Annotated in this window: 30 protein-coding genes and 1 riboswitch; of the genes, 5 read left to right on the top strand and 25 right to left on the bottom strand. The window is 41.2% G+C overall.

The features are described 5' to 3' along the window. Positions 1–247: 247 nt before the first annotated feature. Together R8389_RS02225 and R8389_RS02220 are read left to right on the top strand one after the other, a co-directional pair. Positions 248–1012 carry a DeoR/GlpR family DNA-binding transcription regulator gene (locus R8389_RS02225; protein ID WP_317637856.1) on the top strand — a complete coding sequence of 255 codons (765 nt, stop codon included), beginning with the start codon at positions 248–250 and terminating at the stop codon, positions 1010–1012. A 4-nt stretch (positions 1013–1016) separates the two neighbouring features. Further along, entirely contained in the window at positions 1017–1388 is a 372-nt protein-coding gene (locus R8389_RS02220) for a bacteriocin immunity protein (protein ID WP_317637855.1), read from the top strand. Between the two features lie 59 nt (positions 1389–1447). Here the strand turns inward: R8389_RS02220 and R8389_RS02215 are convergent, their stop codons facing one another. The 6 genes from R8389_RS02215 to R8389_RS02190 all read right to left on the bottom strand — a co-directional run bounded on the left by R8389_RS02215 (position 1448) and on the right by R8389_RS02190 (position 6522). Further along, a complete protein-coding gene (locus R8389_RS02215; RefSeq protein ID WP_317637854.1) occupies positions 1448–2173 on the bottom strand; it encodes a GntR family transcriptional regulator in 726 nt (241 codons plus the stop codon). Positions 2174–2185: 12 nt separating this feature from the next. After that, complete coding sequence (locus tag R8389_RS02210) at positions 2186–3106, bottom strand: nucleoside hydrolase (RefSeq protein ID WP_317637853.1); 921 nt, start codon at positions 3104–3106, stop codon at positions 2186–2188. Positions 3107–3219: 113 nt separating this feature from the next. After that, positions 3220–3915, bottom strand: coding sequence for a ribose-5-phosphate isomerase RpiA (rpiA, locus tag R8389_RS02205; protein ID WP_317637852.1), 696 nt, complete (start codon positions 3913–3915; stop codon positions 3220–3222). 92 nt (positions 3916–4007) lie between these two features. Then, the gene (locus tag R8389_RS02200; protein ID WP_317637851.1) at positions 4008–4478 is read right to left on the bottom strand and encodes a Dps family protein; all 471 of its coding nucleotides are present in this window, start codon (positions 4476–4478) and stop codon (positions 4008–4010) included. Positions 4479–4589: 111 nt separating this feature from the next. Beyond that, on the bottom strand, positions 4590–5939 hold the full coding sequence (gene celB / locus R8389_RS02195; protein ID WP_317637850.1) for a PTS cellobiose transporter subunit IIC: 1350 nt from the start codon (positions 5937–5939) through the stop codon (positions 4590–4592). Between the two features lie 79 nt (positions 5940–6018). After that, positions 6019–6522, bottom strand: coding sequence for a PTS cellobiose transporter subunit IIA (locus R8389_RS02190; RefSeq protein ID WP_317637849.1), 504 nt, complete (start codon positions 6520–6522; stop codon positions 6019–6021). A gap of 151 nt (positions 6523–6673) precedes the next feature. Between R8389_RS02190 and R8389_RS02185 the strand changes: the two genes are divergently transcribed. Continuing rightward, positions 6674–8119, top strand: coding sequence for a 6-phospho-beta-glucosidase (locus tag R8389_RS02185; RefSeq protein WP_317637848.1), 1446 nt, complete (start codon positions 6674–6676; stop codon positions 8117–8119). Between the two features lie 76 nt (positions 8120–8195). On the opposite strand, the gene R8389_RS02180 is transcribed toward R8389_RS02185, so the two are convergent. The 11 genes from R8389_RS02180 to R8389_RS02130 form a co-directional block, all read right to left on the bottom strand. Beyond that, positions 8196–8546 (bottom strand): PTS sugar transporter subunit IIA, encoded by a 351-nt coding sequence (locus R8389_RS02180; RefSeq protein WP_317637847.1) that lies wholly within the window; start codon positions 8544–8546, stop codon positions 8196–8198. 14 nt (positions 8547–8560) lie between these two features. After that, positions 8561–8896: a PTS sugar transporter subunit IIB gene (locus R8389_RS02175; RefSeq protein ID WP_317637846.1), complete on the bottom strand. Its 336-nt coding sequence runs from the start codon at positions 8894–8896 to the stop codon at positions 8561–8563. 115 nt (positions 8897–9011) lie between these two features. Further along, entirely contained in the window at positions 9012–9248 is a 237-nt protein-coding gene (locus tag R8389_RS02170; RefSeq protein WP_317637845.1) for a hypothetical protein, read from the bottom strand. 114 nt (positions 9249–9362) lie between these two features. After that, positions 9363–9776, bottom strand: coding sequence for a PTS sugar transporter subunit IIA (locus R8389_RS02165; protein WP_317637844.1), 414 nt, complete (start codon positions 9774–9776; stop codon positions 9363–9365). Between the two features lie 20 nt (positions 9777–9796). Further along, complete coding sequence (locus tag R8389_RS02160; protein ID WP_317637843.1) at positions 9797–10792, bottom strand: SIS domain-containing protein; 996 nt, start codon at positions 10790–10792, stop codon at positions 9797–9799. Positions 10793–10831: 39 nt separating this feature from the next. Then, entirely contained in the window at positions 10832–11902 is a 1071-nt protein-coding gene (locus R8389_RS02155; protein ID WP_317637842.1) for an SIS domain-containing protein, read from the bottom strand. An 18-nt stretch (positions 11903–11920) separates the two neighbouring features. Further along, positions 11921–12745: a PTS system mannose/fructose/sorbose family transporter subunit IID gene (locus tag R8389_RS02150; RefSeq protein WP_425604646.1), complete on the bottom strand. Its 825-nt coding sequence runs from the start codon at positions 12743–12745 to the stop codon at positions 11921–11923. After that, positions 12726–13553: a PTS mannose/fructose/sorbose/N-acetylgalactosamine transporter subunit IIC gene (locus tag R8389_RS02145; RefSeq protein WP_317637841.1), complete on the bottom strand. Its 828-nt coding sequence runs from the start codon at positions 13551–13553 to the stop codon at positions 12726–12728. Before R8389_RS02145 ends, R8389_RS02150 begins: the two co-directional genes overlap by 20 nt. Before the next feature lie 15 nt (positions 13554–13568). Next, complete coding sequence (locus R8389_RS02140; RefSeq protein ID WP_317637840.1) at positions 13569–14036, bottom strand: PTS sugar transporter subunit IIB; 468 nt, start codon at positions 14034–14036, stop codon at positions 13569–13571. Between the two features lie 13 nt (positions 14037–14049). Continuing rightward, entirely contained in the window at positions 14050–14739 is a 690-nt protein-coding gene (locus tag R8389_RS02135; protein WP_317637839.1) for a GntR family transcriptional regulator, read from the bottom strand. A gap of 2 nt (positions 14740–14741) precedes the next feature. Beyond that, a complete protein-coding gene (locus R8389_RS02130; RefSeq protein ID WP_317637838.1) occupies positions 14742–15464 on the bottom strand; it encodes a GntR family transcriptional regulator in 723 nt (240 codons plus the stop codon). Between the two features lie 255 nt (positions 15465–15719). Here R8389_RS02130 and udk point away from each other — a divergent pair, with 255 nt between their 5' ends. After that, the gene (udk, locus tag R8389_RS02125) at positions 15720–16361 is read left to right on the top strand and encodes a uridine kinase (RefSeq protein ID WP_317637837.1); all 642 of its coding nucleotides are present in this window, start codon (positions 15720–15722) and stop codon (positions 16359–16361) included. 99 nt (positions 16362–16460) lie between these two features. On the opposite strand, the gene R8389_RS02120 is transcribed toward udk, so the two are convergent. The 5 genes from R8389_RS02120 to R8389_RS02100 form a co-directional block, all read right to left on the bottom strand. After that, on the bottom strand, positions 16461–17576 hold the full coding sequence (locus tag R8389_RS02120) for a hypothetical protein (RefSeq protein WP_317637836.1): 1116 nt from the start codon (positions 17574–17576) through the stop codon (positions 16461–16463). A 4-nt stretch (positions 17577–17580) separates the two neighbouring features. After that, entirely contained in the window at positions 17581–18192 is a 612-nt protein-coding gene (locus R8389_RS02115; RefSeq protein ID WP_317637835.1) for an ATP-binding cassette domain-containing protein, read from the bottom strand. Then, positions 18189–19319, bottom strand: coding sequence for a hypothetical protein (locus R8389_RS02110; RefSeq protein ID WP_317637834.1), 1131 nt, complete (start codon positions 19317–19319; stop codon positions 18189–18191). The genes R8389_RS02115 and R8389_RS02110 overlap by 4 nt, the downstream gene beginning before the upstream one ends. Positions 19320–19746: 427 nt before the next feature. Then, complete coding sequence (locus tag R8389_RS02105; RefSeq protein WP_317637833.1) at positions 19747–20331, bottom strand: ECF transporter S component; 585 nt, start codon at positions 20329–20331, stop codon at positions 19747–19749. 43 nt (positions 20332–20374) lie between these two features. After that, positions 20375–20466, bottom strand: a riboswitch (TPP riboswitch). A gap of 68 nt (positions 20467–20534) precedes the next feature. Next, complete coding sequence (locus R8389_RS02100; protein WP_317637832.1) at positions 20535–21617, bottom strand: M42 family metallopeptidase; 1083 nt, start codon at positions 21615–21617, stop codon at positions 20535–20537. A 189-nt stretch (positions 21618–21806) separates the two neighbouring features. Here R8389_RS02100 and hpt point away from each other — a divergent pair, with 189 nt between their 5' ends. Continuing rightward, positions 21807–22376: a hypoxanthine phosphoribosyltransferase gene (gene hpt / locus R8389_RS02095; protein ID WP_317637831.1), complete on the top strand. Its 570-nt coding sequence runs from the start codon at positions 21807–21809 to the stop codon at positions 22374–22376. Positions 22377–22431: 55 nt separating this feature from the next. On the opposite strand, the gene R8389_RS02090 is transcribed toward hpt, so the two are convergent. From R8389_RS02090 to smpB, 3 genes are all read right to left on the bottom strand, one after another. Beyond that, positions 22432–23775, bottom strand: coding sequence for a hemolysin family protein (locus R8389_RS02090; RefSeq protein WP_317637830.1), 1344 nt, complete (start codon positions 23773–23775; stop codon positions 22432–22434). A gap of 81 nt (positions 23776–23856) precedes the next feature. Then, positions 23857–24513: a nitroreductase gene (locus R8389_RS02085; protein WP_317637829.1), complete on the bottom strand. Its 657-nt coding sequence runs from the start codon at positions 24511–24513 to the stop codon at positions 23857–23859. A 368-nt stretch (positions 24514–24881) separates the two neighbouring features. Beyond that, positions 24882–25340, bottom strand: a complete 459-nt coding sequence (gene smpB / locus R8389_RS02080; RefSeq protein ID WP_317637828.1) for an SsrA-binding protein SmpB — start codon at positions 25338–25340, stop codon at positions 24882–24884.

Below are 25340 nucleotides of genomic sequence, written 5' to 3'. Positions count from 1 at the left end.
TGTTAAATTAATTATAGCAAGTTTTCAAAATAGTTCAACCATTTTGATAATTGGAACGTACCAATTTTAAAAACTGTAGTTGCCTGCTGTGCAAGCATGCAAAAGTCTGCTATATCAAGCAATCGCTCTTTACTTAGCTGCATTTTAATGATCAAATACTGATAAATGATTAAGTTATAGCTATAACGCTGAAATAATCGTTAAACAATCCTGGCAGACATGCTAAATTACAGTAAGGAGCAGAAAGATGACTCAAGAAGAGCGTATTTACAAGATTAAGCAACTTTTAGCCGAAAAACACCATTTAGTGACGAGGGACTTGGCGACCTATTTTGCCGTTTCCTTTGACACCGCCCGCCGTGATGTCTTGCAGTTGACTTCGACTGGGCAAGCGATTAGGGTACACGGCGGGCTAATTGCAAACAATCAGGACGGTGTGCCCAATTTTTTAGCAAGAAGTCAAATTGCTTCTCCCATTAAGACCAAGATGGCCCAAATGGCTAAACGCTTTGTCCATCCCAATCAATGCGACTTTATTGGTCCCTCAACTACCCTAAAAAAGTTGTGTGAACTAATCGATGGCCTGAACTTACAAATTGTCACTAATTCGATCGATAATTCGCTGGAATTAATGCAGGCTACCTTGCCGCAAGTCCGCCTGCTCGGCGGAAAAATTGATAAAACCCACCGGTTCAGTTATTCAGTTACGGCACTTGAGACGCTTAAACGGATGAGTTTTAATACCGCCTTTATCGGTACTTCTAACGTTAGAAGTGATGGTATCTATCTGGCCAAAATGAGTGATTCTGAACTAATTAGGGTTGCCGCTTCAAGAGCTAAACAAGTTGTGGTAGTCGCCGAAAAATACAAGTTCAATAGTCGAAATAATTCTCCTTACCTGTCGATCCCCTTGAGTCAGATCGATGTCCTGATTACGGACGAACCTCTGCCCCAAGAACTTAGTAGCAATTTTTCACCAAATACCCAGATTATTCCAGTACTAAGGAGGTGAGGCCATGCAAGCCTTTTTTATTGGTAGTTCGGCGCAAAAACGTGACTTACTAAATAAAGAAGTGTATCAAGAATTAGAGCAATTTTATTGTAGTTTTTTTTCCAATATTTATAATGAATTGAATATTGCTAAATATAAGCACATTCGTGATGCGATTGGGCTAGTCATGCGTAAGTTTGACGCCTGTGACCATCCGCTAGCTTATACTGGCAAGTTGGTAATGTATATTCAGGGACAACTTGCCCTTAATCACTTACAGTTAACCAAGCAACAACGCCAATTACTGCACAAGCTAGCGGACCAGACCAAAAACATTAATTTGAACTTTGTTTATTCAGGACCGCTCACGGATGCACATCAATTTAGCAGTATTTAACTTTCCTCTTTTAAATAGAATGTATCCAACTGAAAACAGCAGGTTTTAGCCTGCTGTTTTTACTTATTCAAATTAACAAAGGTATTGAAGCGCATGTACTGGTAATGAATCCGCATCGTAGATACTTCAAACGGCGTACCGTCGTCTAAAAAGAAAATTCCTTCCAACACGCCCACGGGCTCGGTCGCAGTTAAGTTTAAACGACTCTGATCTTCCTGACTGGAGGGTTCAACCGTAATATTGAGAAATGATTTAGTCACTACTTTATTTTGCGTGTCTTCCAAGTAATTAAAGAGCGACTTCTGCAAGTGTTCAGGCTTTAACTCCGGTACAATCTTGATCGGTAAGTAGCCGGTTTCAATCAAAAATGGACGGTTATCTAACAAACGCAGACGCCGAAACTCATAGACAAAGTCGCCGGAATTAAGAAATAAATCCTGGGCAATTGCCTTGGGTGCTTCAATGACGTGATAGTCAAGTAGCTTAATCCCCTGAGTCTTCCCTGGCATCTTCAGACTGTCAGTCAGGCCCAGATTTGACCCCTCATAACGAAAGAGGGACTGATTTTTTAAATAAAGTGGGTTAATGAAGGTGCCACTGCCCCTTTTTTTAAAAACAATCCCTTGCTGTGAGAGCTGCTCCATTGCCCGCTTCATCGAAGAACGACTGACCTGGTAGTGTTCAGCTAAACTCCGCTCATCTGGCAGACGCATCCCTTCGTACTTGTTATCTAAAATATTCTGTTTAATGTCATGCATCACAGTTCGATAAACGAAATCTGCCATAATCTACCTCAATTAGTGCGCTTTTTTGATTGCGGTAATGAACCAATCCGCAAAAGCCTCACGGTCGACGCTGACTCCCACTTGAACATTGGCCGGTTGCTTAAAGAAGTTGTCAAAATCAATAATTGAAGCGCCATAAGCACTGGGACTCTTAGTATCAACAACGACATAGGCTGGTCTGAAGGTGTACATTGCCGGATTAAGCAACATCCCAACAGCCAACGCGTCATATATTTCACGGCCATCCGTGTCTGTCTTATCATTTAAGTTGGTCAACAAATGATAGAGCATATCGCCAGTTCGACCTAAAGTCTGTAATTCATGCAGGGTGCTTTGACTTACAAAGGCTTGGTGGCCTAATTCTAGCGGAGCTAGTAAAATCTTGACCCCACTCGAAAAAACAATCTGTGCGGCCTCGGGATCGCCAGCAACATTATATTCGCTGTATGGCCCCCAGTTACCCCGGCCGATTGCACCACCCATGATTACTAGCTGTTCAATGTTAGCCAAATCAGCAGGAAATTGTCTAAAGTAAAGGGCAAAATCGGTTGCTGGCCCAATTTGCATCAAAGTGACTTTTTCAGGGCTATTAGCCACCAAGTCATGGATGCGCTCAGCTGCAAGACCAGGAACTAATAAACTCTGGTCGGGCTCAGGGAATTCATACCCTGCCATCCCGCTTTTGCCGTGAACATCAGCAGCATCAATAATCTTCCGCATTAGCGGCAGGGTAGCCCCACTAACGACTGGCACCTTAGTTTTTAAAAAGGTCTCTAATTTTAGCGTGTTGATTAATGTTTTGGCTAAAGGGACATTTCCCCAAGTTGCTGCTAGCAGCTTAACATCAACTTGCTCGGCAAACAGGGCAATCGTAATTGCCGCTACATCATCAATTCCAGGATCAGTACTAATGATCAACGGTTTTTTCGTCATAAGGTTTCCTCTTTATCAATAAGTCTATCAGGTAATCATACCAAATATAGACCATCCTTGCTTTTCTAATCAGCAAAAATCCAGCTTATTACTAACAGCTAATCTATACTTGCTTAATACTTCTGGCGATCCTCTATTGCACCACTCGTGTGCGCAATGATAACTTCATCACACATGTCGAGGAACAAACCATGTTCTACGACACCAACGGTCTGATCCAAGTATGCGGCTAGACTATGCGGCACAGGGATGGGATCGACCTTGAGGTCAATCAGATAGTTACCATAATGCGTCACAAAGCGCTGATTGCCTGCCATGCGCCAGGCTGGCTTTAACCCCTCTGCCTGAAAGCGGCGGAAATTCTGTTCGCAAGAAACGGGCAAGACCTCAACGGGCAGGGGGAAGCCACCCAGACGGTCAACTAGTTTAGACTCGTCGACAATCCACATTACCCGCTTCGAATTAATTGCCACGTTTTTTTCCATGGTTAGAGCTCCACCGCCACCTTTAATACCATCAAAATTCGTGGCCAAGCGATCAGCCCCGTCAATGGTCAGATCTAGCTGATCAATGGCGGCTAGCTCTGTCACCATGAAACCCTGGTCTTCTAGCTGCTTCTTACTCCTACTAGAAGTCGTAGCAATCGCTGCTAACTCTAGGCCCTCTTCTTTTTTCCGTCGACCCAATTCGGCAATCAAATAGGCAACGGTTGAACCCGTCCCCACGCCTAACTTCATCCCGGACTTAACCAAGCTAGCAGCCTTTACGCCAGCTTGCTCCTTGAGCTTATCTTGTGCTTGTTTATCCATCATTTTCCTTCTTTTTACCAATTACCATTATTAAACTTATTATAGCAAAAAAGCGGTTTAACCAAACCGCCTTTATTTACTTAATTAACTTTTTATTCCGGATCAAGTTCTGGCGCCTGGTTAATTTCACCTGCCATCATCCAAATCCGCTTTTCAATCTCAGTATGAAAACCGGTCAGTAGATCATTAGTAGAATAATCGCCTTCCTCATCACTAGCTTTGATCCCTTGTTCATAGAGTTGATCAAGGTAATGATAGCCCGCAATAATCTTGGCATAGCGTTCATCGATCGTTTCATTCCAGTTGCCTGGTTCATCCTTAATTTTAGTTTTGGCGGCAATTTCACTTAAAGTAGAAACCGGGGAACCGTCAAGTGTAATCAGGCGCTCCGACACTTGATCAAGCTGGTCTGCTAACTCGTCCATGACCTTATCCAAATACGGGTGCAATTTTAAGAAACGGTTGCCCCGCATATACCAATGATGTTGGTGGACAATCATCTGCATCTGCGTAAGGTCAGCAACCAGTTGGTTTAATACTTCTTTTGTCTTAGGATATTTCATATCAAAACGCCTCCACTTAGATACTTTACTTGACACCTTCATCTTAGCAGGAAAGCGGTTAGATTACTAAAGATTTGTTTACTACTTCAATCAACCATGACTAGCCCTTTACTAGGCGGTCGCAGTAGTTTTTTCTTGTTTTAGCAACACATTATCATAATGCTTAATAAATGGATACCAGACGATAAAGGCCACGATTGCACAAATAATTGCCAGCACACCGCCTTGCCAGCTAGCCGTCGCAACATAACCACCAATTCCGACCGGGGTAGGCCAAGGCTGCTGAATTCTAATCACCGGCACCAGCCTCATTGCAAATGCAGTGTATGCAACCACCCCAGATGCAAGCGGTGCGCAAATAAACGGAATCATCAAACTAATGTTATAGACAATTGGTAAGCCGAACAGAATCGGTTCATTAATATTAAAGAATGCCGGAACTATTTCTACTTTACCCAATTCTTTCAATTGAGCCGACCGGGCCCGTAGCACGAGCCAGATTGCCAAGCCTAAAGTAGCACCCGAACCACCAATCGTGATAAAAGCGTTCAGAATCTCACCGGCAAAGATGTGGTGGGCACCATGAGAATTGGCCGTCATGTTGGCCAACACAATTGGTGAATAGAATGAACTGATAATAGTTGCACCGTGAATCCCAAACCACCACAAGAAGTGAATTAAGAACAAGATAATCAAGAATCCCCACCAAGTATCAACAATATTGCTGATGAACGAAAAAGGGATAAACAACAGATTGAATAAATCCGTGCCGGCAAAAACTAGGGCCATATTAATTGCGGATATAGTTACCGCAACGCAGAAGCCCGGAATAATCGCACTAAACGAGTTAGCCACTCCCGATGGAACTGAAGGTGGCATCTTAATTTGCCAGTTATGCTTGACCGTATAGCGGTAGATCTGCACTGTCAGCCAGGCAACCACCAGGCCTACAAAAATACCAACCGCCCCAATGCGGTAAATACCCGCAGTTGAAGCCTGATAGCCGCCAGCAACCATCTTATCTTTAGTGATGGTTTGCAGAAATTCCACTCTGCCGTTCTTCCAAACTAGTTCGGCAACCGTAATGAAGAAGCCCATTAAAAACATCATTAACCCATCTATTGGAATTAGGTTTAACTGTTCCTCATCCCGATAAATTTTGGTATAAGAATAAGCAAATGTACCTGAAAAGACCAGTGCAATTATCCCCATGGTGGCATTATAGACCGATTGAAATAAGTTGGTAAAGTGCCCAACTGTAGCTGTATACCAGACATCAAAGCCCGGTATTGGTACCGCTTGCTGTAACACCGTCAAAATCAGAAAGATCGATCCGATAATAGAAAACGGAATGACACTGAAGCCCGCATCCATAATTGCTCTTACAAACCGGCTAGCCGCAAACTTGCCAGCCGCATTGCCAATCCGATCCTTTAACGGTATCTTTGTTGTTTCACCCATTTTTTAAACTCCATTCTTTATTTGGTTTTAAATTTAAGATAAGATTTATTGTAAGCCTTTTCTTAGGGAATTCCAAATTTTATTTTTCTTTTTGATAGATATCAATTACTTGCTGATACTTGTCTTTGCCAATAAGAATATTATGAATCCGCTGTTCAGCTACGCACGCAAGCACAATTCCACTCAGCAGGATAGCCAGAACTACATAGGCCGTATTGCTCGTCGTGATAAAAGGGAAAAACCACGGTCTGATTGGCAGAACAACAAGGCAACTTAAGAACAGATTAACCGCCACTTGCAGCCAAAGATAGATACGTGTCACTGGCACATCAAGCTTCCGATGATGCAATTTGGTCAGTTGTTCCACCGCTGCGGCTCCAGCACCAACCGTCATTAGGCCCGCAACCGTCATCCCTACTCCCACTTTATCCTGGATTAAAATCAACCACCAAAAGAGGTTGGCAAATAAAAAAAAGGTCACAATATACCGCAACATTAAATATCGACTGAAATAGAGATATTTAATTTTATCTTCACGTTTTTTACGTTCAACTTCGTTTGCCTTAACTTTATTGTCTGTCATGTCTTCCCCCACTTGATTTAATAATGTTTTTAATTATATGCTTATCACATTAGTTTACGTTTATTATAGATTAACTTGCTGTCCTTGTCTCATTTGGTATAAAATATAAGTGTTAACGCTATCAGTATAATTAATTGAGTAAGGAGACAAAATGTATTCAGCAAAAATGCCAGATGGTTTTTTATGGGGCGGCGCCGTTGCTGCTCACCAATTAGAAGGTGCTTGGGATGTTGACGGTAAGGGCATGTCCGTTGCCGATGTCATGACTGTTGGCTCAGCTACTCAGCCTCGTGAAATTACCGATGGAGTTATTGCCGGGAAAAATTACCCTAATCACAGCGCAATTGACTTTTACCACCACTATGAGGAAGATATCAAGTTAATGGCTGAAATGGGCTTTAAGGCCTTCAGAACTTCAATTGCTTGGACCAGAATTTTTCCAAATGGGGACGATGAGCAGCCCAATGAGGCCGGTCTAAAATTCTATGATGACCTGTTTGCTACGTGCCACCAATATGGAATTGAACCGGTAATCACCCTCTCACACTTTGAGATTCCGTTTAATTTAGTCAAAAAATATCGTGGCTTTACCAACCGCAAGTTAATCGACTTTTTTGTTCGCTTTGCAACGGTCTGCTTTGAACGTTACCGGGACAGCGTTAAGTACTGGATGACTTTCAATGAGATTGACAACCAATCTTCCTACAATAATGATTTTTTGATGGCTACTAATTCCGGGGTGATTTTAGATAAGCTCACCGATCAAGAAAAAGAAGCAGCAATGTACCAAGCAGCCCATTACGAGCTGGTGGCCTCTGCTTTAGCCGTTAAAATTGGTCACAAGATCAATCCCGACTTCCAAATTGGTTGTATGATTAACTATTCTCCGGTCCGGCCATTAACGCCTTCATCAGACGACGTGCTGCTGGCAGACAAGTATGAACAAAGACGCGCTTGGTTCTCCGATGTTCACGTCTTCGGTGAATATCCTAACGAGGTTGAGGCTTACATTACCCGTAACGGCTATCGGCCTGACATTACAGATGAGGACCGCGTTGTTCTAAAGGAAGGCACAGTTGACTATGTTGGCTTTAGTTACTACCAGTCAACAACCGTTTCTGCCGAAAAAGTTAATCCCGATCAACTAAATGATTTAGAAAAAGCCGTTGCTGTCAATCCAACCTTGGAGCGAAGCGACTGGGGCTGGGAAATTGATCCAGAAGGTTTGCGGATTTCTCTGAACCACTTGACCGACCGTTATCACAAGCCATTATTCATCGTTGAAAACGGCTTAGGTGCTTACGATAAGGTCGAAGCTGACGGTTCAATCCACGATGACTACCGAGTTGACTATATGAAACAGCATATTTCAGAAATGGAAAAAGCAGTTGAAATCGATGGTGTAGACTTGATGGGTTACCTGCCATGGGGACCAATTGACCTGGTATCAGCAGGTACTGGTCAAATGGATAAACGTTATGGCTTTATCTATGTTGACAAAAATGACGCTGGCGAAGGTAACCTAATGCGTTCACGCAAGGATTCCTTTGACTGGTATAAGAAAGTGATCCAAACTAACGGTTTAGATCTCGACTAGGATTTTTAAGCATCATAAAAGCGAAGTTATTACTAACTTCGCTTTTTGTTTGCATTCAATAACAGTAAACTGCCAGTTACTTGGTTAAAGTACCAGATTCATACAGTTTTTCGTATAAATCGACCATTTCACCAGCTAAATCTCTGAAGGTAATTGCGTTCATCAGGTGATCTTGTGAGTGCACCACCAGCAAGGTAACCGTGGTATGACCACCCTGTGCCTCTTTGGTTAGCATTCCTGTTTGCGAATTATGGGCCTCGTTGAGCGCTTCATCAGCTTCCTTCAGTTTGGCCCGAGCACCTTCAATATCACCTGTTTTTGCCAGCCGAATAGCCTCAAATGCCGAACTTTTGGCGTTACCACCATTGACAATTAAGCCCATCGCTGATTCCAAAGTTGCCTGTTCAGATGTATTATTTTCTGCCATCTCTATCTCCTGTATTACCCGTTAATTAGGTCTTCAGCTTGTTGTAAAACCTTCTTGCCGTCCATCATACCGTAAGCGCGCATGTCAATCACGCTTAGTGGGATATCTTTGCCATCTTTTCCGCGACCTTTGACCTTGTTTTTAAAGTCATTTTCCATGTAACGAACCTGTGGCCCCAGCAAAACACAATCCAAATCATCCTGCTCAATGTGGTTATCGGCCTCCGCTGCTGGAACAGCGAAAATCTTCGCATCAATCCCTTGTTCTTCGGCTGCCTGCTGCATTTTAGTTACCAGTAATGAAGTACTCATTCCAGCACTACAATTTAGCATAATTGTCTGTTTTGCCATAATAGTGTATTCCTCCTGAATGTATCATAAGATTTACTTTATTATAGCACTTTTGCGTTAGCGCTTTCTATAAAAAAGTGAAATTCCCATTGAAAATAACTAGTTTGCCTAGCCCTTAAAACGTCGCAATCAACAGCATAATACCTACTACCAGTAAGACAAGACCAAAGAATAAGGACGAAGCTATTGAAATTGGAGCAAAACCATTTTGGGTCCCTTTTTGTAATATTTGCTTACTGTATTTTATGCTAAGTAGCAGCTCAACCAGCCCTAAAACAACAAGAACTACTGCACTCACTCTGCCAATAACACTGCCTTTTAACAAACTGGCTAAATTTTCAGATAAAAACATGATTTTGCCTCCTTAATTAAAGCTTTTTTGCTTCTGTTTAGATACTTACCATGATAGCACTTTCACTCACAAATAAAATAAAAAATGCGTCGCTTTACGCTTCGCATTTTTACCTTAAAATTCTTCATCAGTCTTGCTTGGTGTTTCCTCTTGATAGTGGTATACACCGCTTTTCCCTGCTTCAACCGCTAGCTTGACTAACTCTTTAAGCGCAACTTGTTCACGGTTAATAAACAATTCAAGTAGTAGTGGAATATTCACTCCGGTCACAATTTCCATATCTGGTTGGCTAGCAACTAGTTTTACCAAGATGTTGAACGGAGTCCCACCTTTCAAGTCGGTTAGACCGATTATTGGTCCAGAAAGTGAGGCGATTGCTTGACGCAATTCTTGCTCTAAATCATCTAGCGATTCGCCCATTGCAAAGTTTACAGTACGGCAGTTTACTTGTTTTCCACAAATCATTTCCGCAGAATTCAATAATTCTGGTGCAGAACTGCCATGGGTACAGATTATCACTCCAGTCATTACGGTCAAGCCCACCTTTTTTAATAATCTAAGGCACGATAATAGCGCCGGATATCCATCGGGTGCCGGTTGAGATGTTCAATATGGACATCAATCCGGTTATTAATTTCATGGAAAACAAAGGGCGACAAAGTTCCGCGGTACTTTTCTGAAAAGCCTGGTAAAGCATAATCTTTGGTATCAATAATGGTGTAATTACCACAAATTTCCGGTAAGAACTTAGCTACCCGCACACTGAGTGCTCTTTGTGTATCCTCGCCAACATATACCGTAACGGGAGTATCACGTTCCACCACTTCAAACATTCCATGAAAGAATTCAGCAGACTCAATTGCGCGCGTTCTAAGCCAGTGTTGCTCTTCCCAATAACACATAGCGTAAGAATAAGTTGCCCCCCATTGGTTACCGGCACCAACAAAGTAATGAAGTGCATCTTCATGGTGCTTAATAGCAAACTCTTGCGCAAAATCATCTGCTTGCTTACCAATTTGAGCAATATCTTCAGCAAAGTGGGCGTCCATTTCCTGATAGAAGTCTTCGTAGTCTGGAAATTCACCATTTAGGTACATTAGCCGGTCACCAACCATGAAAAACTTCAGTTGTTCATTTTCCGGGTATGAAATGCAGTAGGTTAAACTTGCAGCTAGTTTGGCCTTAGAATCATCCATGAAGCCCAAGATAGTTGCCCCTACCTCATTCAACCGCTTAACAGCATCGACCATTTCCTGCGTGTTACCAGTAACTGATGAAATCACTACCAAGGTTTTAGCAGTAATTCGCTTGTTGCCAGTAACGAGATACTCAGCAGCATTTTGATAAAACGTTTCTAGGGCGGTCTTTTCTTTCATATGGATATTGGCCTGCATCCCAGAAGCGTATGTACCACCAATGCCCAACCAACAAATATTTGAAATCCCTTGTTCAAATAAGGGATCGATGATCTCATTAATCTGTTCACGCAACTTAAGCGCGCCATTCATACTGTTAACTAATTTTTCTTGATTATATTTACGCATCTTATTCCTCTTGTTTTCTAAAATTATTGCTAGTAGTACTTATATTTTTGACGAAGTGATTTCATCGAAGTCTGGGTAAGCAGAGTGTTGCAAGTCATGACCGTGCTCTTTTGACAAACTGTAGGCCAGCAAATGAACCGGTACGGTCATAAAGAGTGCCGTCAATAATTCATCCGTTTCGATGCCAAGACTCAAGTCATGACCTTGCTTATTCCGCGCATCGTTGGCATAAATGGTATAGATGTTATTAACATGCTTATCCAAAAATTGTTTTAGCAAGTCTGCCCGCTTCTGCAACTTACCATTTGGTTCCAAACAAATGATGAAATCATCAGCTGTGAGTCCGAGATAGGGCCCATGCATGTATTCTTCTAGCTCTTTGCCCCAAGAACTAATCCGCACGGCTTCAGTAGTCTTAGTTTCTCCTTCACGACTTACACCATAAGCCGCACCATAACCGATGAACATTAGTCTTTTAGCGGTGACAAAGCTAGGTAACTGCCGAGCAACCCATTCACTTGCACGCCTGATAACGTCAGGTAAATTTTGGGCTATGGTCCTTAATTCGGCTAAATATTGGTTAAATTCTTTTGTTGTTAGCCTTTGTTCTTTTTGAGCAATAGTTAGAGCAATTATCATTAGATCCAAAATTTCGATACTGTAACCTGCACTAACGTATGGCATTTCTTCAACTGGCATACCCATTGTTAAGACATTTTGACTGACACGGGCAACCGGACTAGTGAGTTCACTAGTTAACGTAAAGACCGCATGACCAGTTGCTTGCAACCGTTCAATAAGCTTAACTACTGAATAACTATGTCCTCCCTGAGAAATTGCAATACAAAGGGTGTTTTGCTTCACCTTTAGCAAGTAATTCTCAGCAATAGATGGTTCCTCAATCTGGACCGGCATCCCCAGCACTTTACTCATCAGGGGTAAGGCGCCATAAGCAGCATTAGCACTTGAACCTGTTGCATAAATCACCACATTATCAATCTTACTCGTGTCAAGCTCAGCAAATTTTTGGACAAACAATTCTTGATAGTTTGCCAAGACATACCGATAATATTGGGGTTCTAATTTCACATAATCTTCTATACTTTTCACCAATTACCTCCTTGAAAATTACTGGCCGAGTATTCCTGACCATGCACCGAAAATACCGATTGCCGCAATCAATAACAAAATGTATTGTGACTTCCAGCCCTTCTTGTCGAGCCAAAAAATAAAGAAGGTAAAGAGTAGGGGCAAAATACCCGGAACAATTCCGTCACAAATTTTTTGGACAGTAGTCGCATCTGCTCCACTACCAATCTTTAACGGCATCTTGAGGGTGACCATCGATGCCACCATTGCACCAACTACCGCCAAACCTAACACAGAGGCACCATAGGTTAATTTATCCATCAGGCCAGTTTTTTGGACTTTGTCGATGAAGGAAGAACCAATATTATAGCCCACGAATAAGCCGTAATACCGAGCCAGCAAGGCCGGTATATTGAAAATCAGCAAAAACAGAATTGGCCCCAGGATATTCCCTTGTAGCGCTAAGGAAGTACCAATCCCCGTTGCAATAACACGTAAGGTTCCCCAGAAGAAAGAATCACCAATTCCACTCAAGGGCCCCATCAAAGCAACTTTAATACTGTTGATTGAGTCAGCATCAAAATCCGGATCAAGTTCATTCTGCTCTTCCATTGCAATCGAAATGCCCAACGGAAAAGTACTTAGCCACGGCGTTACATTATAAAATTCAAGGTGACGTTGATAGGCCGCTGTTAATTTTTCTTTGTTATTACCGTATATTTTTCGCAAAGCTGGAATCATTGAATAGGCATAACCCAAGTTCATTTGCCGCTCATAGTTCCAGGCCCATTCCATCGTAAACGAACGCCAGAAAGTTTTCATTAAATCCTTTCGGGTAAGTAACTTAGAATTCTTCATCTTCATAATCAATGCCTCCTTGACCAGTATTCACTTCTGTTTTGTTCGTACCTGATACTCCATTTACTATCGGCTTACCCTTAAAAGCTGAATAACCGGTTAAAATCAGGGCTAGACAAGCTCCAAAAATAGCAACTCCGGTAACAGACAGCTTGAGGTAAACTGCTAAGGCAAAACCAATAATAAAGAAGGTGACATTATTTTTGTTAATCATCATCTTCATCAAGAGCGCAAATCCATAGGCCGGCAACAAACCGGTGGCAATCCCTAACCCATTAATCACAAATTGCGGAATCACACCTAGGATGCCCTTAATTACTGGACTTCCTAATACATAAGAAATACCAACGACCAGTCCAATTGGTAAGTTAACCGATAAAAAACCACCCAGGACATTCATTCGACTTACTCCACTGCCATCGCCTGCTGCGGCATACTTATCGGCATGGTGTACAAAGTATGGCAAAATAAAAATAAAGCAAAGGTTTTTAATCACTAGTACTAACGACGCAATTGGAATACCTAAAGTTAAGGCAACTGCTGTACTCTTACCTGCTCCAATCGCAAAGGCAGTTCCTAATACACTGCCAGAGATAATCTCTGGTGGAATCGCAGCGCCAATTGAGAACGACCCCACAAATGCCAGTTCCAGCGTTGCACCCATGATAATTCCCTGCTGCAAGTTTCCTAATACCAGCCCAGTTAACGTACACGTTACTAGTGGTCTTGATAACATCGATGACCCTAAAAAGTACTCACCATTTCCCATCATCGCAATTAAAGCTAAAATAATTGCGGTTAAATAAACATTCATAACTCAGCTCCCATTTTATTTGTGAAATTCTTGCCGCTCTTCGCTCGGAACCTGCTGAATCCAAACATCAACGCCTGTTTCCTGCAATTCAGCTAATTGATTGGCTTCTGCAGCAGTCAAATTAATTGTTTTAGAATAATTCTTAGTTCCTTCACGGGGCTTAGTACCACCTAGGTTTATACCCTTAATTTCATCTGTAGTACCTTTAAGCAATTTAACTGCATCTGCAACTGACTCTACAACAACCAACATCTTATACTTATCTGTCACACCAGAATTAATTGCCTTAATACTGTCAGCAACAGATTTCATGACCAATTTGGCATTCTCCGGTTTGGCTAACCTGATAGCCGATTTACGAAAATCATCCTTAGCGACATCATCGTTTACCACGAAGATCGTATTAACATCCAAACTATTAAACCAGGAAACAGCCACCTGACCGTGAACAAGACGGTGATCCACTCTGACAAGTTTAATCATTATTTTTCCTCCATTAACTAAAATCAATTGAGTACTTAGTAGTTAAAGCGTCTTGTAGCCTGTACTCAACAGCTACAATTTTGCCCTCTTTAGTTGAAAAAAGGTTCGTTATTTTAAAGACTGGTCCCTGTTCCGCCACACCAAGTTGCTTACTAAGCTCATCTGTTGCCTTGATTAATTGAAAATCTTGAAAAACATCTGCTGGATTTAACTTGCCCGCGTTAACTACCTCAATTATTGGCGTAACCTTTAAACAAGCAGGATCAAAATCAGGGAATTGGTCTAAAGGCAACAATAATCTTTCACTGGTTAACTTTCCTGCAATTGCCGTTAAGAAAGAAATATCATACAAAAGCTCATTAGCGTTGATCTTAAACAGATCAGCATAATATGGTCCCACTAGTCTTAGATAACCATCTTTAAATTTCACCCGATCCGAAGATTCAAGGTATGGCGGTTTAATGATGCCCGTCATCTCTAAAATATTTTGTTTTGAAATCGTTGGTGCAACGAAAATACCACTTCCTTTTTTGCGCACAACTTGGTTTTCTGCCACCAACTGGTCAATTGCCTTACGAACCGTTGTGCGACTAACCTGATAAATGTGTTGAAGTTCTATTTCCGTTGGCAACGTACTGCCAGGAGGATACTCTTTTGCCTTTATCTTTCGGTTCAAGTCGGTATATATTTCTTTAAATAACATGATTAATCCTCGCGGTAATCATAAATATTATTAGCCTTAAAATGATACTTAAAGCGACTCCCAGTCAAATATTGGTCTGTAGTTTCCAAAGGGGTATCATCTGATTGGTAATTGCAGCTTTGTACTTGATATAAGGGCGTTCCTTCCTGCACTGTTAAAATTTCACTAGTTCTTTGATCGGCTAAAACACAGGTAATCGTTTCTTGCCCGTACGCTGGCTTGATTCCGTATTGCTGGTTCAGAAATTCATATAAGGGACGATCAGTAAAGTCCGTTGTGGCCAATTTGGCAAATCGACTTTGATCAAAATAAGCTATCTCATACGTCAACGGAACACCAGCAGTTAGTCTGACCCGGCTAATTTTGATTAATTGCTCAACCTCAGCACCGAAAAACTTCCTTAAGCCTGGTGTGGGCGAAATAAGTTCGGTTGATAAATGCCTTATTGTTACGGACTTAGTTTTCAATTCGGCAGTCATTGACTCCATACCAAGCATGTTAATATCAATTTTGGAATTAGCAGCTATGCCCGTGCGCTCTTTAACTGCAACCTGGTCCTCACTCTTTAGCCATTCTAGTGCGTGCATAACGGCGTTGCGACTAATATTAAGCTGCTCTGCAACTTCCCTTTGTGACGGCAATACCTTGCTTTTACGGTTGAACTTAATTAGTTGTTCTAAATATTCCTGCGCTTGGATTGCAGCTGATCTTTCCTTATATTCCATGGTCTCGCTCTAATTGGTTCTTTAAAATAATTATATGGTTCTTTTTTAAGTTAATATTCGTTTAAATTAGCTAAAATAAACATTAATTAGTGATAAATTTTATTTTTTTGGTACCAGATTAATAGTAATCGCTTTCATTTGATATGTCAATCCTTTTATAATTTTTCTTTTTCAATAAAAAACCTTTTTACCCTATACGTTGGTAATTAGTGGGAAAGTAAAGTAAAATGTTTATTGATAAAAAGGAGTGTCAACATGTCTAAACTCGAAAAACCGGTCGTGATCGGTATTACCGGTGGTTCTGGTAGTGGTAAAACCACTATTGCCCGCAAAATAGTTGAGCAAATGCAAGAAAATGAACACGTTTTAATCATGACGCAGGATTCCTATTACAAGGATAATACTGGCATCCCGATGAACATCCGGATGAATATCAATTACGATCATCCAGACGCATTTGATGTAGCGCTACTTAAGCAGCAGTTGAGATCATTACTTGAATATCAAGCAATTGAAATGCCGGTTTACGACTTCAAAAAGCACACTAGAAGCACCGACACTATTCACGTTGAACCTGCCGATATAATCATTTTAGAAGGAATTTTAGTTTTAGCTAGCGCAGACATTCGCAATTTGATGGATATTAAAGTCTACGTTGACACCGATGACGATATTCGCTTTATTAGGCGCCTCGAACGTGATATTAAAGAACGGGGGCGGTCGCTTGATTCGGTCATTGAACAATATCTTGGCACCGTCAAGCCAATGTATCATCAGTTTATCGAACCAACCAAGCGCTATGCCGATATTATCATCCCCGAAGGCGGTGCCAACGATGTGGCCATCGATATGTTGACCACTAAAGTACATGCCGTTTTAAGCGAAAACATTAAGTAAACCGGCACGCAAAGAGCCCTGGAAGTCAACAGCTTTCAAGGCTCTTTCATTATACATAGCTAAATTTAATAATTGCACGTACAAATATTCTGTTAATTACTAGTTTATATGCTTAACAATTCGACTTTCCACTTTAGGCCACACTAGATTTAAGATTGCCAGTACAGCAATCGCGCTGACCAAAACTTGACAACCAACAGCAAAGTTAATCTGTGGATCTTCTAAATTCGTTCCCCACTTACCTGTCACCACTTGGGCAGAGAAGAGATAAGTTGATGGCAAATATCGTACTATTGAAGTTTGTAAATGGCCCACCTCTTTTGACGCCGATTGCAAAATCAGGGGTAAAATGGCGCCACCCAAAAGTAGAACTAGCGCTAAGAAGAGGCAGCTTAGCTGGTTACGGGTAACTTGCGCCAAAAATAGAATTAAGAACACGATGAAAATTCCTACCAAAGCAGTTAAACTTAATGTCTGCGCCAGCCAATGAGATAACGGTAAATACTGGGCTTGCGGCTTAGGTAGCATAACACCAGATATAGGATAAGCAAGTGAACCAGGACCAAAAAGTAGACTACTAACGCCAAAAATAAGCAATCGAACTACTAAAGTTAAACCACTGGCTACTAAAAGACCCAGAATCAGGTCCAGAGCCAAAATGTTTTTCCTAGGCAGTATGTTATCACGATTTAACTGGTCAACGTACTTGGCTGCAAATAAATTACTCAAAACAAAACAAAGCATTACAGTAATCAAAGCAGGTAAATAGCCTTCCAGCAACTTGAATAGAAATAAAAACCCACGCTTAGGCCTTTGCTCGTCTTCTTCAGGTACGTTTGCCCGCAAAAGAGCTTGCAAACGGTTGTTTTTTTGTAAAGTAGCTTGCCTATACTTTTCTCTGCCAATTTTTATCCGTGCCACTTGCTCCCTATTCCGCTTAATCATCATTCGGTAGACCAGCTGCCAGTTTCTTTGGTTCAAAGCTGTTAAGATAGCACGATCTTTTTTAACTTGCTTGTTATCTCCGGACAGTTTGGGCTGAACCTGTTTCTTACGATCTAGTTCCCGAGTTACTTCTGTTCTAATCGAAGATTGGTCGCCGCTAACAGCATTATAAGTCAAAACAAGTCCGGCACCTAACAGCACCACGCTCAGAATAAGCCAAGTCAAGCTACTCTTAATAACCTTCTTAAACTGCAACTTGAAATAGGCCATAATCTTACCCCCGAATCAACTGACGATGGTCCAAGGTCACCGTTTCATCGACAATATTCTCCACTTCGTCTTGGTAGTGTGAAGCCATAATAATTAACTTCTTTTGATAAGCCCAGGCTGACAACTCTTGATATAGTACTTGCCGGCTATCTGCATCCAACCCATTGTTGATTTCATCCATCAACAAGTACTTAGCATCGCTTACCCTATAAAGAGCAACCAAAAGCTTCTGCTTCATCCCTAGTGAATACTTCCTGATAGGAGTTTTAATGTAGCTACCCATCTCCCAGCGCTCAATTGCCGAATTCAAATCTTGTTCTGATTGCCATTCACTTTTAACAAATTTCAAGTAATCGAGTCCTGAGAGGTTCTTGTCAAACCAGTCAGACGTTTCCAAATAAAAAACTTGCTGCTTAACCTGAGCAAACTTTTGACCATCAAACAAAACTCGACCAGAGTTGGGGGCAATTAAGTTAACCATCGTTCGCAAGACACTAGTTTTGCCAGTGCCGTTGAGGGCATGTAACAGATAGATTGACCCCTCCTGAAAAGAAAAATTGGCATCTTTAAGAATTGGTTCGCGCAGCGTCAGATTTAAATCTTTTATTTCAATCATTTTATTTTCCTCCCTGCTTGAATTCTCTTAGCAAGCAGCTGGTTTAAAAATAACAGTACCGCTGTTCCTATTATTAAAACAATTAGCCCATTGCTAAAGTTGACTTGCGGATAAGTAACAAGTTGACTTTCGTCTGTGAACACGTAGGCATTACTGATACCAAACATGCCGTCTACTGGCTGTAAGGCAAAGAAGTAGCTCATGGGTAAAAATTGCGCAAGATTACGGACAGCAACCACATATTGGGGTAGTACCATGCCACCACCCAGTAAAAGTACAGCAGCAAATAAAGCCAGCAGGCGATTTTTAAGCAGCTGTACGATAAGTAGGACAGCCCCAGTAATAAAGGCAAAACTCAAGAACGCTATGCCTAAAATCGGCAAAAAGAGCTGATACATCGGCGTAAAAGTATATTCCTTAGCGCCTGGATTCATCCCCGTAATCGGATAATTCAAGTTGCCAGTTCCAAAAAAGATACTGGGAAGAAGAAAAACCAATAAAAAGATCAAGAGAAAATAAGCAAAAGTAATCATCAATCCTGTAGTAAATTCAGTAAAGACAAGTTGCTTTTGGGGTAATAAATTACCCAATCTCATTCGTTCATAATAACCAGCTGAATATAGCTTAGTTAAAATAAAAATCGCCGCCAAAATAGTAAGCGGTGGCAAAACTTCTTGCATCATAAAAAGGACAAAGAAGCCACCCTGAATGGGGAAATGTTCATTTTCCATGGCCAAATGTTGCTTAGCTAGAAGCTGCAATTGACATAAATCTCTCTTTAACAAAGCTAGTGAATAATCACTACCATTATTGCGCTTGGCGTCATTTAGCCAAAATTTTTCTTGCTTAATCAAGATCGCATAGGCGCGCTGCCAGTCCTTGGTCTCAAGTGCCTTAATCAGCGTCTGGTTTTCCCTAGCTAAAGTCTGATTTTCTTTAAGATCTTTGTGAAGCTGTTGCTTATTTTTCTTTTCAACTTTGCCCTTTTTTAGTTCTTTTTGATAATACTTGATGTTGCCCTTTTGGGTAGCCAAGTTATTCCGGGCTGTAACAAGTTCATGACTATCTGACTTATTAAGATGATAATTTTGTTTCCAAAAATAGAAGCAGCTCAATAGAATGGCCAATAGGCTAAGTCAAGTGAATTTGCTTTTGAGCGTCCGTTTAAACTGCAATTTGAAATACGACATCTGGGCCACATCCTTATTAGATTAGCAAAGAGCTGCTAGATGATTTTAAATCTAACAGCTCCTATTGATTTAAATACTAAAATCAACCTATACCGACCCTAACCTAATTTTTAAACAAATAACAGATAAGCGCTTTCGTGTTATGGATTTATATTACATAATTTAATCATCTTTGTCAATTAAAAATTTAATTTTATCATATTAAAATATTTTATTTTTCATATTTAAATCTTCGCTTCACTAGATACTTGATCCAGCAAAAATTTTAATTAATTTCAGTTCACAAATCAAAAGTCTGCTAAATCAAGGTTTTAACCTTGATTTAGCAGACTTTTTGTCTAAACTATTATTTTTATCCTAACACTTATTCATTAGCAATTTTGGTCTTCAGCGCCTGGTCAAACAAGTTAGTAATTAACTTGACCAAGATCCCGTCAAACACAATGGCAGAAATCATGGTTGCGACAAACATCGCCACTTGTAACTGAAGACTAAATTTACTCCAACCGTATAAAAAATACGTCGGAATGAAAGTTCCAAGTCCAGCAAAGAAGGCACCGGTTAAGACACTCGGCCACGAAAATTGCTGGTAGCGACTTTTTTTAGGGAAAAAGCCGATTTCATTACTAGCTCCTTGGATCAGGCCTTGTAAAACCGTAATCGCACCCCACTGGCCGCCAATCGCCATCTCGACAATTGCTGCTAGCGCTTCACCAACCATTCCTGAACCAGGGGTCGGCACAAAATACATCGCTAAAGGTCCAGCCAATAGCCAAAGACCGGTAAAGATCGCATCGGTTACCGGAGCAAAACCGGTTGGCAAAAGAGCCAGCTTGATCAAGTTGAAGGCCCAGTTGAAGCCATAAGTGTAGATTACGCCCATAATTATGCCGATTAATGCAATCAGAATAACCGCTTTAACATTCCATTTTGATGATCTGGTAAACATAAAAAATACTCCTAACTTTGTTAATTCATTAGGAGTACGCATTTATCTATCATAAACACTTCCCTTACGCAGGTATTGTCCTGTTCAGGTTCAGAGGGTATTTCTCAGCTAATTGTCGCACCCCTAGTGACTTTTATTATTTTACTTAGTATATCACACATACCAGACAAGGTGACTGCCTAAATTGGCAAGTTAGCCGCTATTTATAATTCAGTAAAACTGGCCAACTTTTCCGCAGTTAAATCGCGAATAAGTGCAACCGCCAGCTCAACGGCAGCCCTGAAGTCCTGGTAGGCACTAAAACAATATGGTGAATGTTCATAGCGAACGGGAATCCCAATCACAATGGTCGGCGCACCGTTTTCATAGTAGATAGCTGCTCCGTCTTGTCCACCCCCAGTACGAACTGAACGCGTATACGGGATGTGATTTTGATCGGCCAAGTCGCAGGCATACTGTTGGAATTTTGGATTCGGTAAAAAGGAGGTATCCATATCCCGAAGCATGGGGCCCCGCTTTAAGCCAGTTTGTGACAACCATTCAGGAGTAAAGGTATCATCTGCTGGACATGATTCCAGCACAATGGCGAGGTCCGGCTTAACCGCCCTAGCGGTGACATACGCTCCGCGTAAGCCAACTTCTTCTTGGCTGGAAAGAGCACCAACCAGGTTAAAGTTAGTTTCTTCACCTTTTAGCTGATCAAGAATTGCAACCATGGCAGCTGCTCCAAAGCGGTCGTCAAAGTCCTTACCAAAGAATAAACCCGACTTTTCATTATATTCGCACTCGACATCAACAAAGATCGGACAACCTGTATCAATCTGGTAGTCGTTAATAGTTTCCGCCCGCGAACTTGACCCAACGTCAATCGACATGTCTGCAACATCAGGCACATTATTGCGCTCCGCTTCAGTCATAAAGTGAGGTGGCTTGGTAGCAACAACGCCCGGTATGTAGTCACCGTGGCGGTTTCTAACTTTGACCCGCAAGGCTGGAATATTGTACTTAACCCAGCCGCCCAGCGGAACAAACTTGATCATCCCATTGGGCCTGACCGCCTGCGTGATGAAGCCGACGGCATCAGAGTGCGCATCAAGCTGAATAAGCGGGCGCCCCGCCTGATTCTCCTTCTTGGCAGCATACACGTTGAGCATCCCATCGACCTTGACATCAGCGCTATCCTTGACGCTTTCACTAAATAACTTAACAAATTCTTCCTCAAAACCTGAAGTTGCATTAGCATTTGAAAAAGCCTTGAGCATCTTGATTTCTTGTTCTTTTTCCATTTTATTTACCTCGTGAATAATTACTTATTCCTCCATTGTAGCAAAAAACTACCGCAGCTGGACGAACAAAACTAGTCTCTAGCACAGTTACCCCCAGCAAAATCTCTCAAACAAGCTACCTTTTCCGCCAAAAGATGCTATAATCGACTCTATTGAGAAATTCTGATGATTAAAGTGAAGGGTAGATAAATGCCGAAGAACGACAATATTAATAACATTATTGATCATAAATTGTTTACCGAAGATGACATCCATGCAATGTGTGTCAAGTTGGGCAGGCAACTAACCACTGATTATGCCGGAAAGAAGCCGCTAGTTGTCGGTGCGCTTAAGGGGGCAATTTTCTTTTTAACCGACCTGGTACGTGAAATGGATGTTAAAGAAGAAATCGATTTTCTTGATGTTTCCAGTTACGGTGACTCATTAGAATCAACCGGGAAAGTTAAACTGATCTCCGATTTGGTGACTGATGTCCAGGGACGTGATGTGCTGATTGTCGAAGATATTGTTGACACTGGCCTAACGCTGAAATACATGAAAGATTTGCTTAAAAAACGGGGGGCCCGCTCCGTTAAATGCTGCGTCCTCCTTAACAAGGAATCTAGGCGCAGGGTTGATGTTGAGATTGAATACTACGGCTCAACCGTCCATAACGAATTTGTAGTTGGTTACGGTCTGGACTTCATGGGCTACTACCGCAATTTGCGCTATATAGGTGTCTTAAAGGCAGAATTCATCAAGTTAGCCAACAACAAATAATTAAAGCTAATAAAAAGAGTTATCATGCTTGATAACTCTTTTTTGGTCGCAAATTCTATTCCGTTTTAGCCTCTTTGTCTTGGCCTAAAGGCTTAACGACAAACCAGCGCATAAAGCCCTGCTCTATGCTAGCTAACTTAAATTCAAAATTCTCAAGTTCAACCGCTTCATTTTCCTTTAAGTCCGGATAATGTTCCATCATATAACCACCAATAGTAATAATATCGCTATTTTGAAAGCTCTCTAGGTCCTTGCGGAAATACCGTTCAAAGTCATAAAGGGTGGTTTTACCAGATACCCGTATGTTACCATCTTCGTTTTTGATAATGTAATCGTCCGAAACATCATCGATCTCATCTTTAACCGTTCCGAACAGTTCCTCGTAGATATCCTTATCGGTAACCAGACCGCTTGTCCCACCATATTCATCTACCACCAAAACAATGGGCGTATGCTTATTAATCATCAAATGCAGAATGTCCTGAATCGGCATCGATTCAGGCACCGTAATTATTGTCCTAATTATCCTAGTAACTGGTACTGTAGCATCAATTTGGCTTTGTTGGACCACATCAAAAGCATAAATGTAACCAACAATATCATCCTTGTTATGATCACGCACAACGGGCAACCGGCTAGAACCTGCTTTTAGGTAGAGCTTCAGGGCCTGCTTAATCGTATCGGCAGCATTAATGACCATTAGCCTGGTCCGATCCGTCATAATGTCCTTGGCTACCTTATCATTGAGTTCAAAAGCCCGCTTCATGTAGGTCAGATCATTCTTATCCAGTGCGCCACCGTGCACGGCTTTGCGTGATAATTTGATAATTTCAGATTGTGAATAAACTTCATTTTCTTCATCAGCTGAATCAAAGCCCAGCATTTTTAAAAGAAGATTGGAGCTGGAGTTGAGTAGCCACACAAATGGATAAACCAATGTGTGAAAAAACTGCAGTGGAGTGACAATCTTTAACAATATCTTCACCGGCATGTCAATCGCAATATTTTTAGGTACTATTTCGGTAACCACCACTTCTAAATAGGTTAACAAAATCACCCCTAAAATGGCACTAACCGAACGCAGAACAGACTGGTTCAAGTGCAGCATGACTAGTAGCCGTTCAAACAATCCAGCAAAAGTTTCAGCCGAAAACCAACCCAAAACTACCCCGACAAGGGTAGTACCAACCTGGGTAGTCGACAAGTATTCATTTAAATTTTGGACCATCAACAAGGCACGTTTAACTTTACGCTGGTTGCCCAGGTGGTTGCTCAGCATGTCTTCAAGTTGGCTTGACCTGGTCTGGACTAACGCAAATTCCGCCGCTACAAAAAAAGCAGCAAAAACAAAAATTACCAAAGTTGCTATCAAATTAGCAGCTAATTGGGGAGTATTCAATATCTATCTCACCTTTTGTAAAAAAATCTCTTCCCTTTATTTTATCATTTAAACCGCTTTTTTAATGACCTAAATGGCTTTTTACTTAACTAATTTGTAAATTTTTTCAAAAGGCAGACGCGCTGGAATGTATTTAGGGTCGTTCACTTCCGCCGACTTATCCGCAAAGCCCAATCCAATTGCCATCCCGACAAGCTCATCGTCCGGAATTTGACCGTATTTGCGGGCCAATTCTGGATAAGCTACGATTGAATGGGCTGGCATCACGGCCAGACCTTCATTAATTGCCAAAAGCATGATACTCTGCGAAAAGATGCCCAAGTCAAAGACTGACCAATACGGAGAAGATTTTGGAATAGTCAAGAAAACGACATCTTGCGCATTAAACATCGTATCGTTAGCATCTTTGAATAAGTCAATTTTATTATTGAAAAAGTAGGGTTGGGATGCCCCCACTGCAGCCATATTCTGACTGGGATACGAATCCCAATTAAGATCAAGCGTTGGGGCAAAATCTTCATGCGGTTCAACCTCATCGGCAATTTGTTGCTTTACAGCTTGCTTCAGGTCCTTAAGCGCCCCACCAGTCACCATATAAGCCTTCCAAGGCTGCGAATTGAGCAATGAGGGCGATTGCTGGGCCTGCATAATAATTTTCGCCAGTAACTTCTCATTGACCTTGCGATTGGTAAATTTGCGTGTTACGCGTTCATTACGGTATACATCATTAAATTCCATTATTAATTCAAACTCTTAATATAAAAATGAGCACCTCTGTGACACTCTATAACTAGTAAATAAATGATTCAAAATCACTGATCGATCGAACAATGATAAATTATTCTATATCAATAGTTATCTTAATAAATAATACACAATAATACAAAAGTACACAACCATTTAAACCTTAAAATTGCATTTTTTTATTTTATTTAATATCAACTATATACATGTATTTTACATTGGTGAATTATAAATTTTCTAGTAAAATTTGTGAGTTACTATAGTCAAATATCAATGCTTGTCTACAACTTTAAACATGCAGATTACATAGCTGTTTATTTAACTATACTTTTTATGCAACAAAAAAAGGCGTTTTTCGCACCTTATACTTTATACTGTCGACGCAGCTCTCGTTCCTGGTCGCGCTTTTTAATCGTTTCTCTTTTATCGTACTTTTTCTTTCCTTGGCCTACCCCAATCAATACCTTAGCAAAACCATGCTTAAGGTAGACTTTAAGCGGAATAACAGCGATGCCACGTTCAGCTTGTTCCTTAGTTAAACGCGTAATTTCTTTCTTGTGCAGCAGTAGCCGGCGCTGACGAACTGGTTCATGGTTATAGCGGTTACCCTGCTTATATTCACTAATGTGCACATTCTCCAAAAAGGCAGAACCATTAATAATCTGGACGTAACCATCACGTAAGCTAATATGCCGGGCCCGCACAGATTTTATTTCGGTACCGGTTAACGCAATTCCCGCCTCGAAAGTTTCTTTAATGAAATAATCATGATGTGCTTTTTTGTTTTGAGCAATTAAGTTCTCATTATGTTCTTTCTTCAC

This window comes from Lactobacillus xylocopicola (genome assembly GCF_033096005.1).
Lineage (GTDB): Bacteria > Bacillota > Bacilli > Lactobacillales > Lactobacillaceae > Lactobacillus > Lactobacillus xylocopicola.
This window is presented reverse-complemented; position numbering and strand designations above follow the sequence as displayed.

Bases quoted from the DNA above. Each gene is read 5' to 3' on its own strand.
- R8389_RS02225 (WP_317637856.1), top strand. From the start codon at position 248: ATGACTCAAGAAGAGCGTATTTACAAGATTAAGCAACTTTTAGCCGAA.
- R8389_RS02220 (WP_317637855.1), top strand. From the start codon at position 1,017: ATGCAAGCCTTTTTTATTGGTAGTTCGGCGCAAAAACGTGACTTACTA.
- R8389_RS02215 (WP_317637854.1), bottom strand. From the start codon at position 2,173: ATGGCAGATTTCGTTTATCGAACTGTGATGCATGACATTAAACAGAAT.
- R8389_RS02210 (WP_317637853.1), bottom strand. From the start codon at position 3,106: ATGACGAAAAAACCGTTGATCATTAGTACTGATCCTGGAATTGATGAT.
- rpiA (WP_317637852.1), bottom strand. From the start codon at position 3,915: ATGGATAAACAAGCACAAGATAAGCTCAAGGAGCAAGCTGGCGTAAAG.
- R8389_RS02200 (WP_317637851.1), bottom strand. From the start codon at position 4,478: ATGAAATATCCTAAGACAAAAGAAGTATTAAACCAACTGGTTGCTGAC.
- celB (WP_317637850.1), bottom strand. From the start codon at position 5,939: ATGGGTGAAACAACAAAGATACCGTTAAAGGATCGGATTGGCAATGCG.
- R8389_RS02190 (WP_317637849.1), bottom strand. From the start codon at position 6,522: ATGACAGACAATAAAGTTAAGGCAAACGAAGTTGAACGTAAAAAACGT.
- R8389_RS02185 (WP_317637848.1), top strand. From the start codon at position 6,674: ATGTATTCAGCAAAAATGCCAGATGGTTTTTTATGGGGCGGCGCCGTT.
- R8389_RS02180 (WP_317637847.1), bottom strand. From the start codon at position 8,546: ATGGCAGAAAATAATACATCTGAACAGGCAACTTTGGAATCAGCGATG.
- R8389_RS02175 (WP_317637846.1), bottom strand. From the start codon at position 8,896: ATGGCAAAACAGACAATTATGCTAAATTGTAGTGCTGGAATGAGTACT.
- R8389_RS02170 (WP_317637845.1), bottom strand. From the start codon at position 9,248: ATGTTTTTATCTGAAAATTTAGCCAGTTTGTTAAAAGGCAGTGTTATT.
- R8389_RS02165 (WP_317637844.1), bottom strand. From the start codon at position 9,776: ATGACTGGAGTGATAATCTGTACCCATGGCAGTTCTGCACCAGAATTA.
- R8389_RS02160 (WP_317637843.1), bottom strand. From the start codon at position 10,792: ATGCGTAAATATAATCAAGAAAAATTAGTTAACAGTATGAATGGCGCG.
- R8389_RS02150 (WP_425604646.1), bottom strand. From the start codon at position 12,745: ATGAAGATGAAGAATTCTAAGTTACTTACCCGAAAGGATTTAATGAAA.
- R8389_RS02145 (WP_317637841.1), bottom strand. From the start codon at position 13,553: ATGAATGTTTATTTAACCGCAATTATTTTAGCTTTAATTGCGATGATG.
- R8389_RS02140 (WP_317637840.1), bottom strand. From the start codon at position 14,036: ATGATTAAACTTGTCAGAGTGGATCACCGTCTTGTTCACGGTCAGGTG.
- R8389_RS02135 (WP_317637839.1), bottom strand. From the start codon at position 14,739: ATGTTATTTAAAGAAATATATACCGACTTGAACCGAAAGATAAAGGCA.
- R8389_RS02130 (WP_317637838.1), bottom strand. From the start codon at position 15,464: ATGGAATATAAGGAAAGATCAGCTGCAATCCAAGCGCAGGAATATTTA.
- udk (WP_317637837.1), top strand. From the start codon at position 15,720: ATGTCTAAACTCGAAAAACCGGTCGTGATCGGTATTACCGGTGGTTCT.
- R8389_RS02120 (WP_317637836.1), bottom strand. From the start codon at position 17,576: ATGGCCTATTTCAAGTTGCAGTTTAAGAAGGTTATTAAGAGTAGCTTG.
- R8389_RS02115 (WP_317637835.1), bottom strand. From the start codon at position 18,192: ATGATTGAAATAAAAGATTTAAATCTGACGCTGCGCGAACCAATTCTT.
- R8389_RS02105 (WP_317637833.1), bottom strand. From the start codon at position 20,331: ATGTTTACCAGATCATCAAAATGGAATGTTAAAGCGGTTATTCTGATT.
- R8389_RS02100 (WP_317637832.1), bottom strand. From the start codon at position 21,617: ATGGAAAAAGAACAAGAAATCAAGATGCTCAAGGCTTTTTCAAATGCT.
- hpt (WP_317637831.1), top strand. From the start codon at position 21,807: ATGCCGAAGAACGACAATATTAATAACATTATTGATCATAAATTGTTT.
- R8389_RS02085 (WP_317637829.1), bottom strand. From the start codon at position 24,513: ATGGAATTTAATGATGTATACCGTAATGAACGCGTAACACGCAAATTT.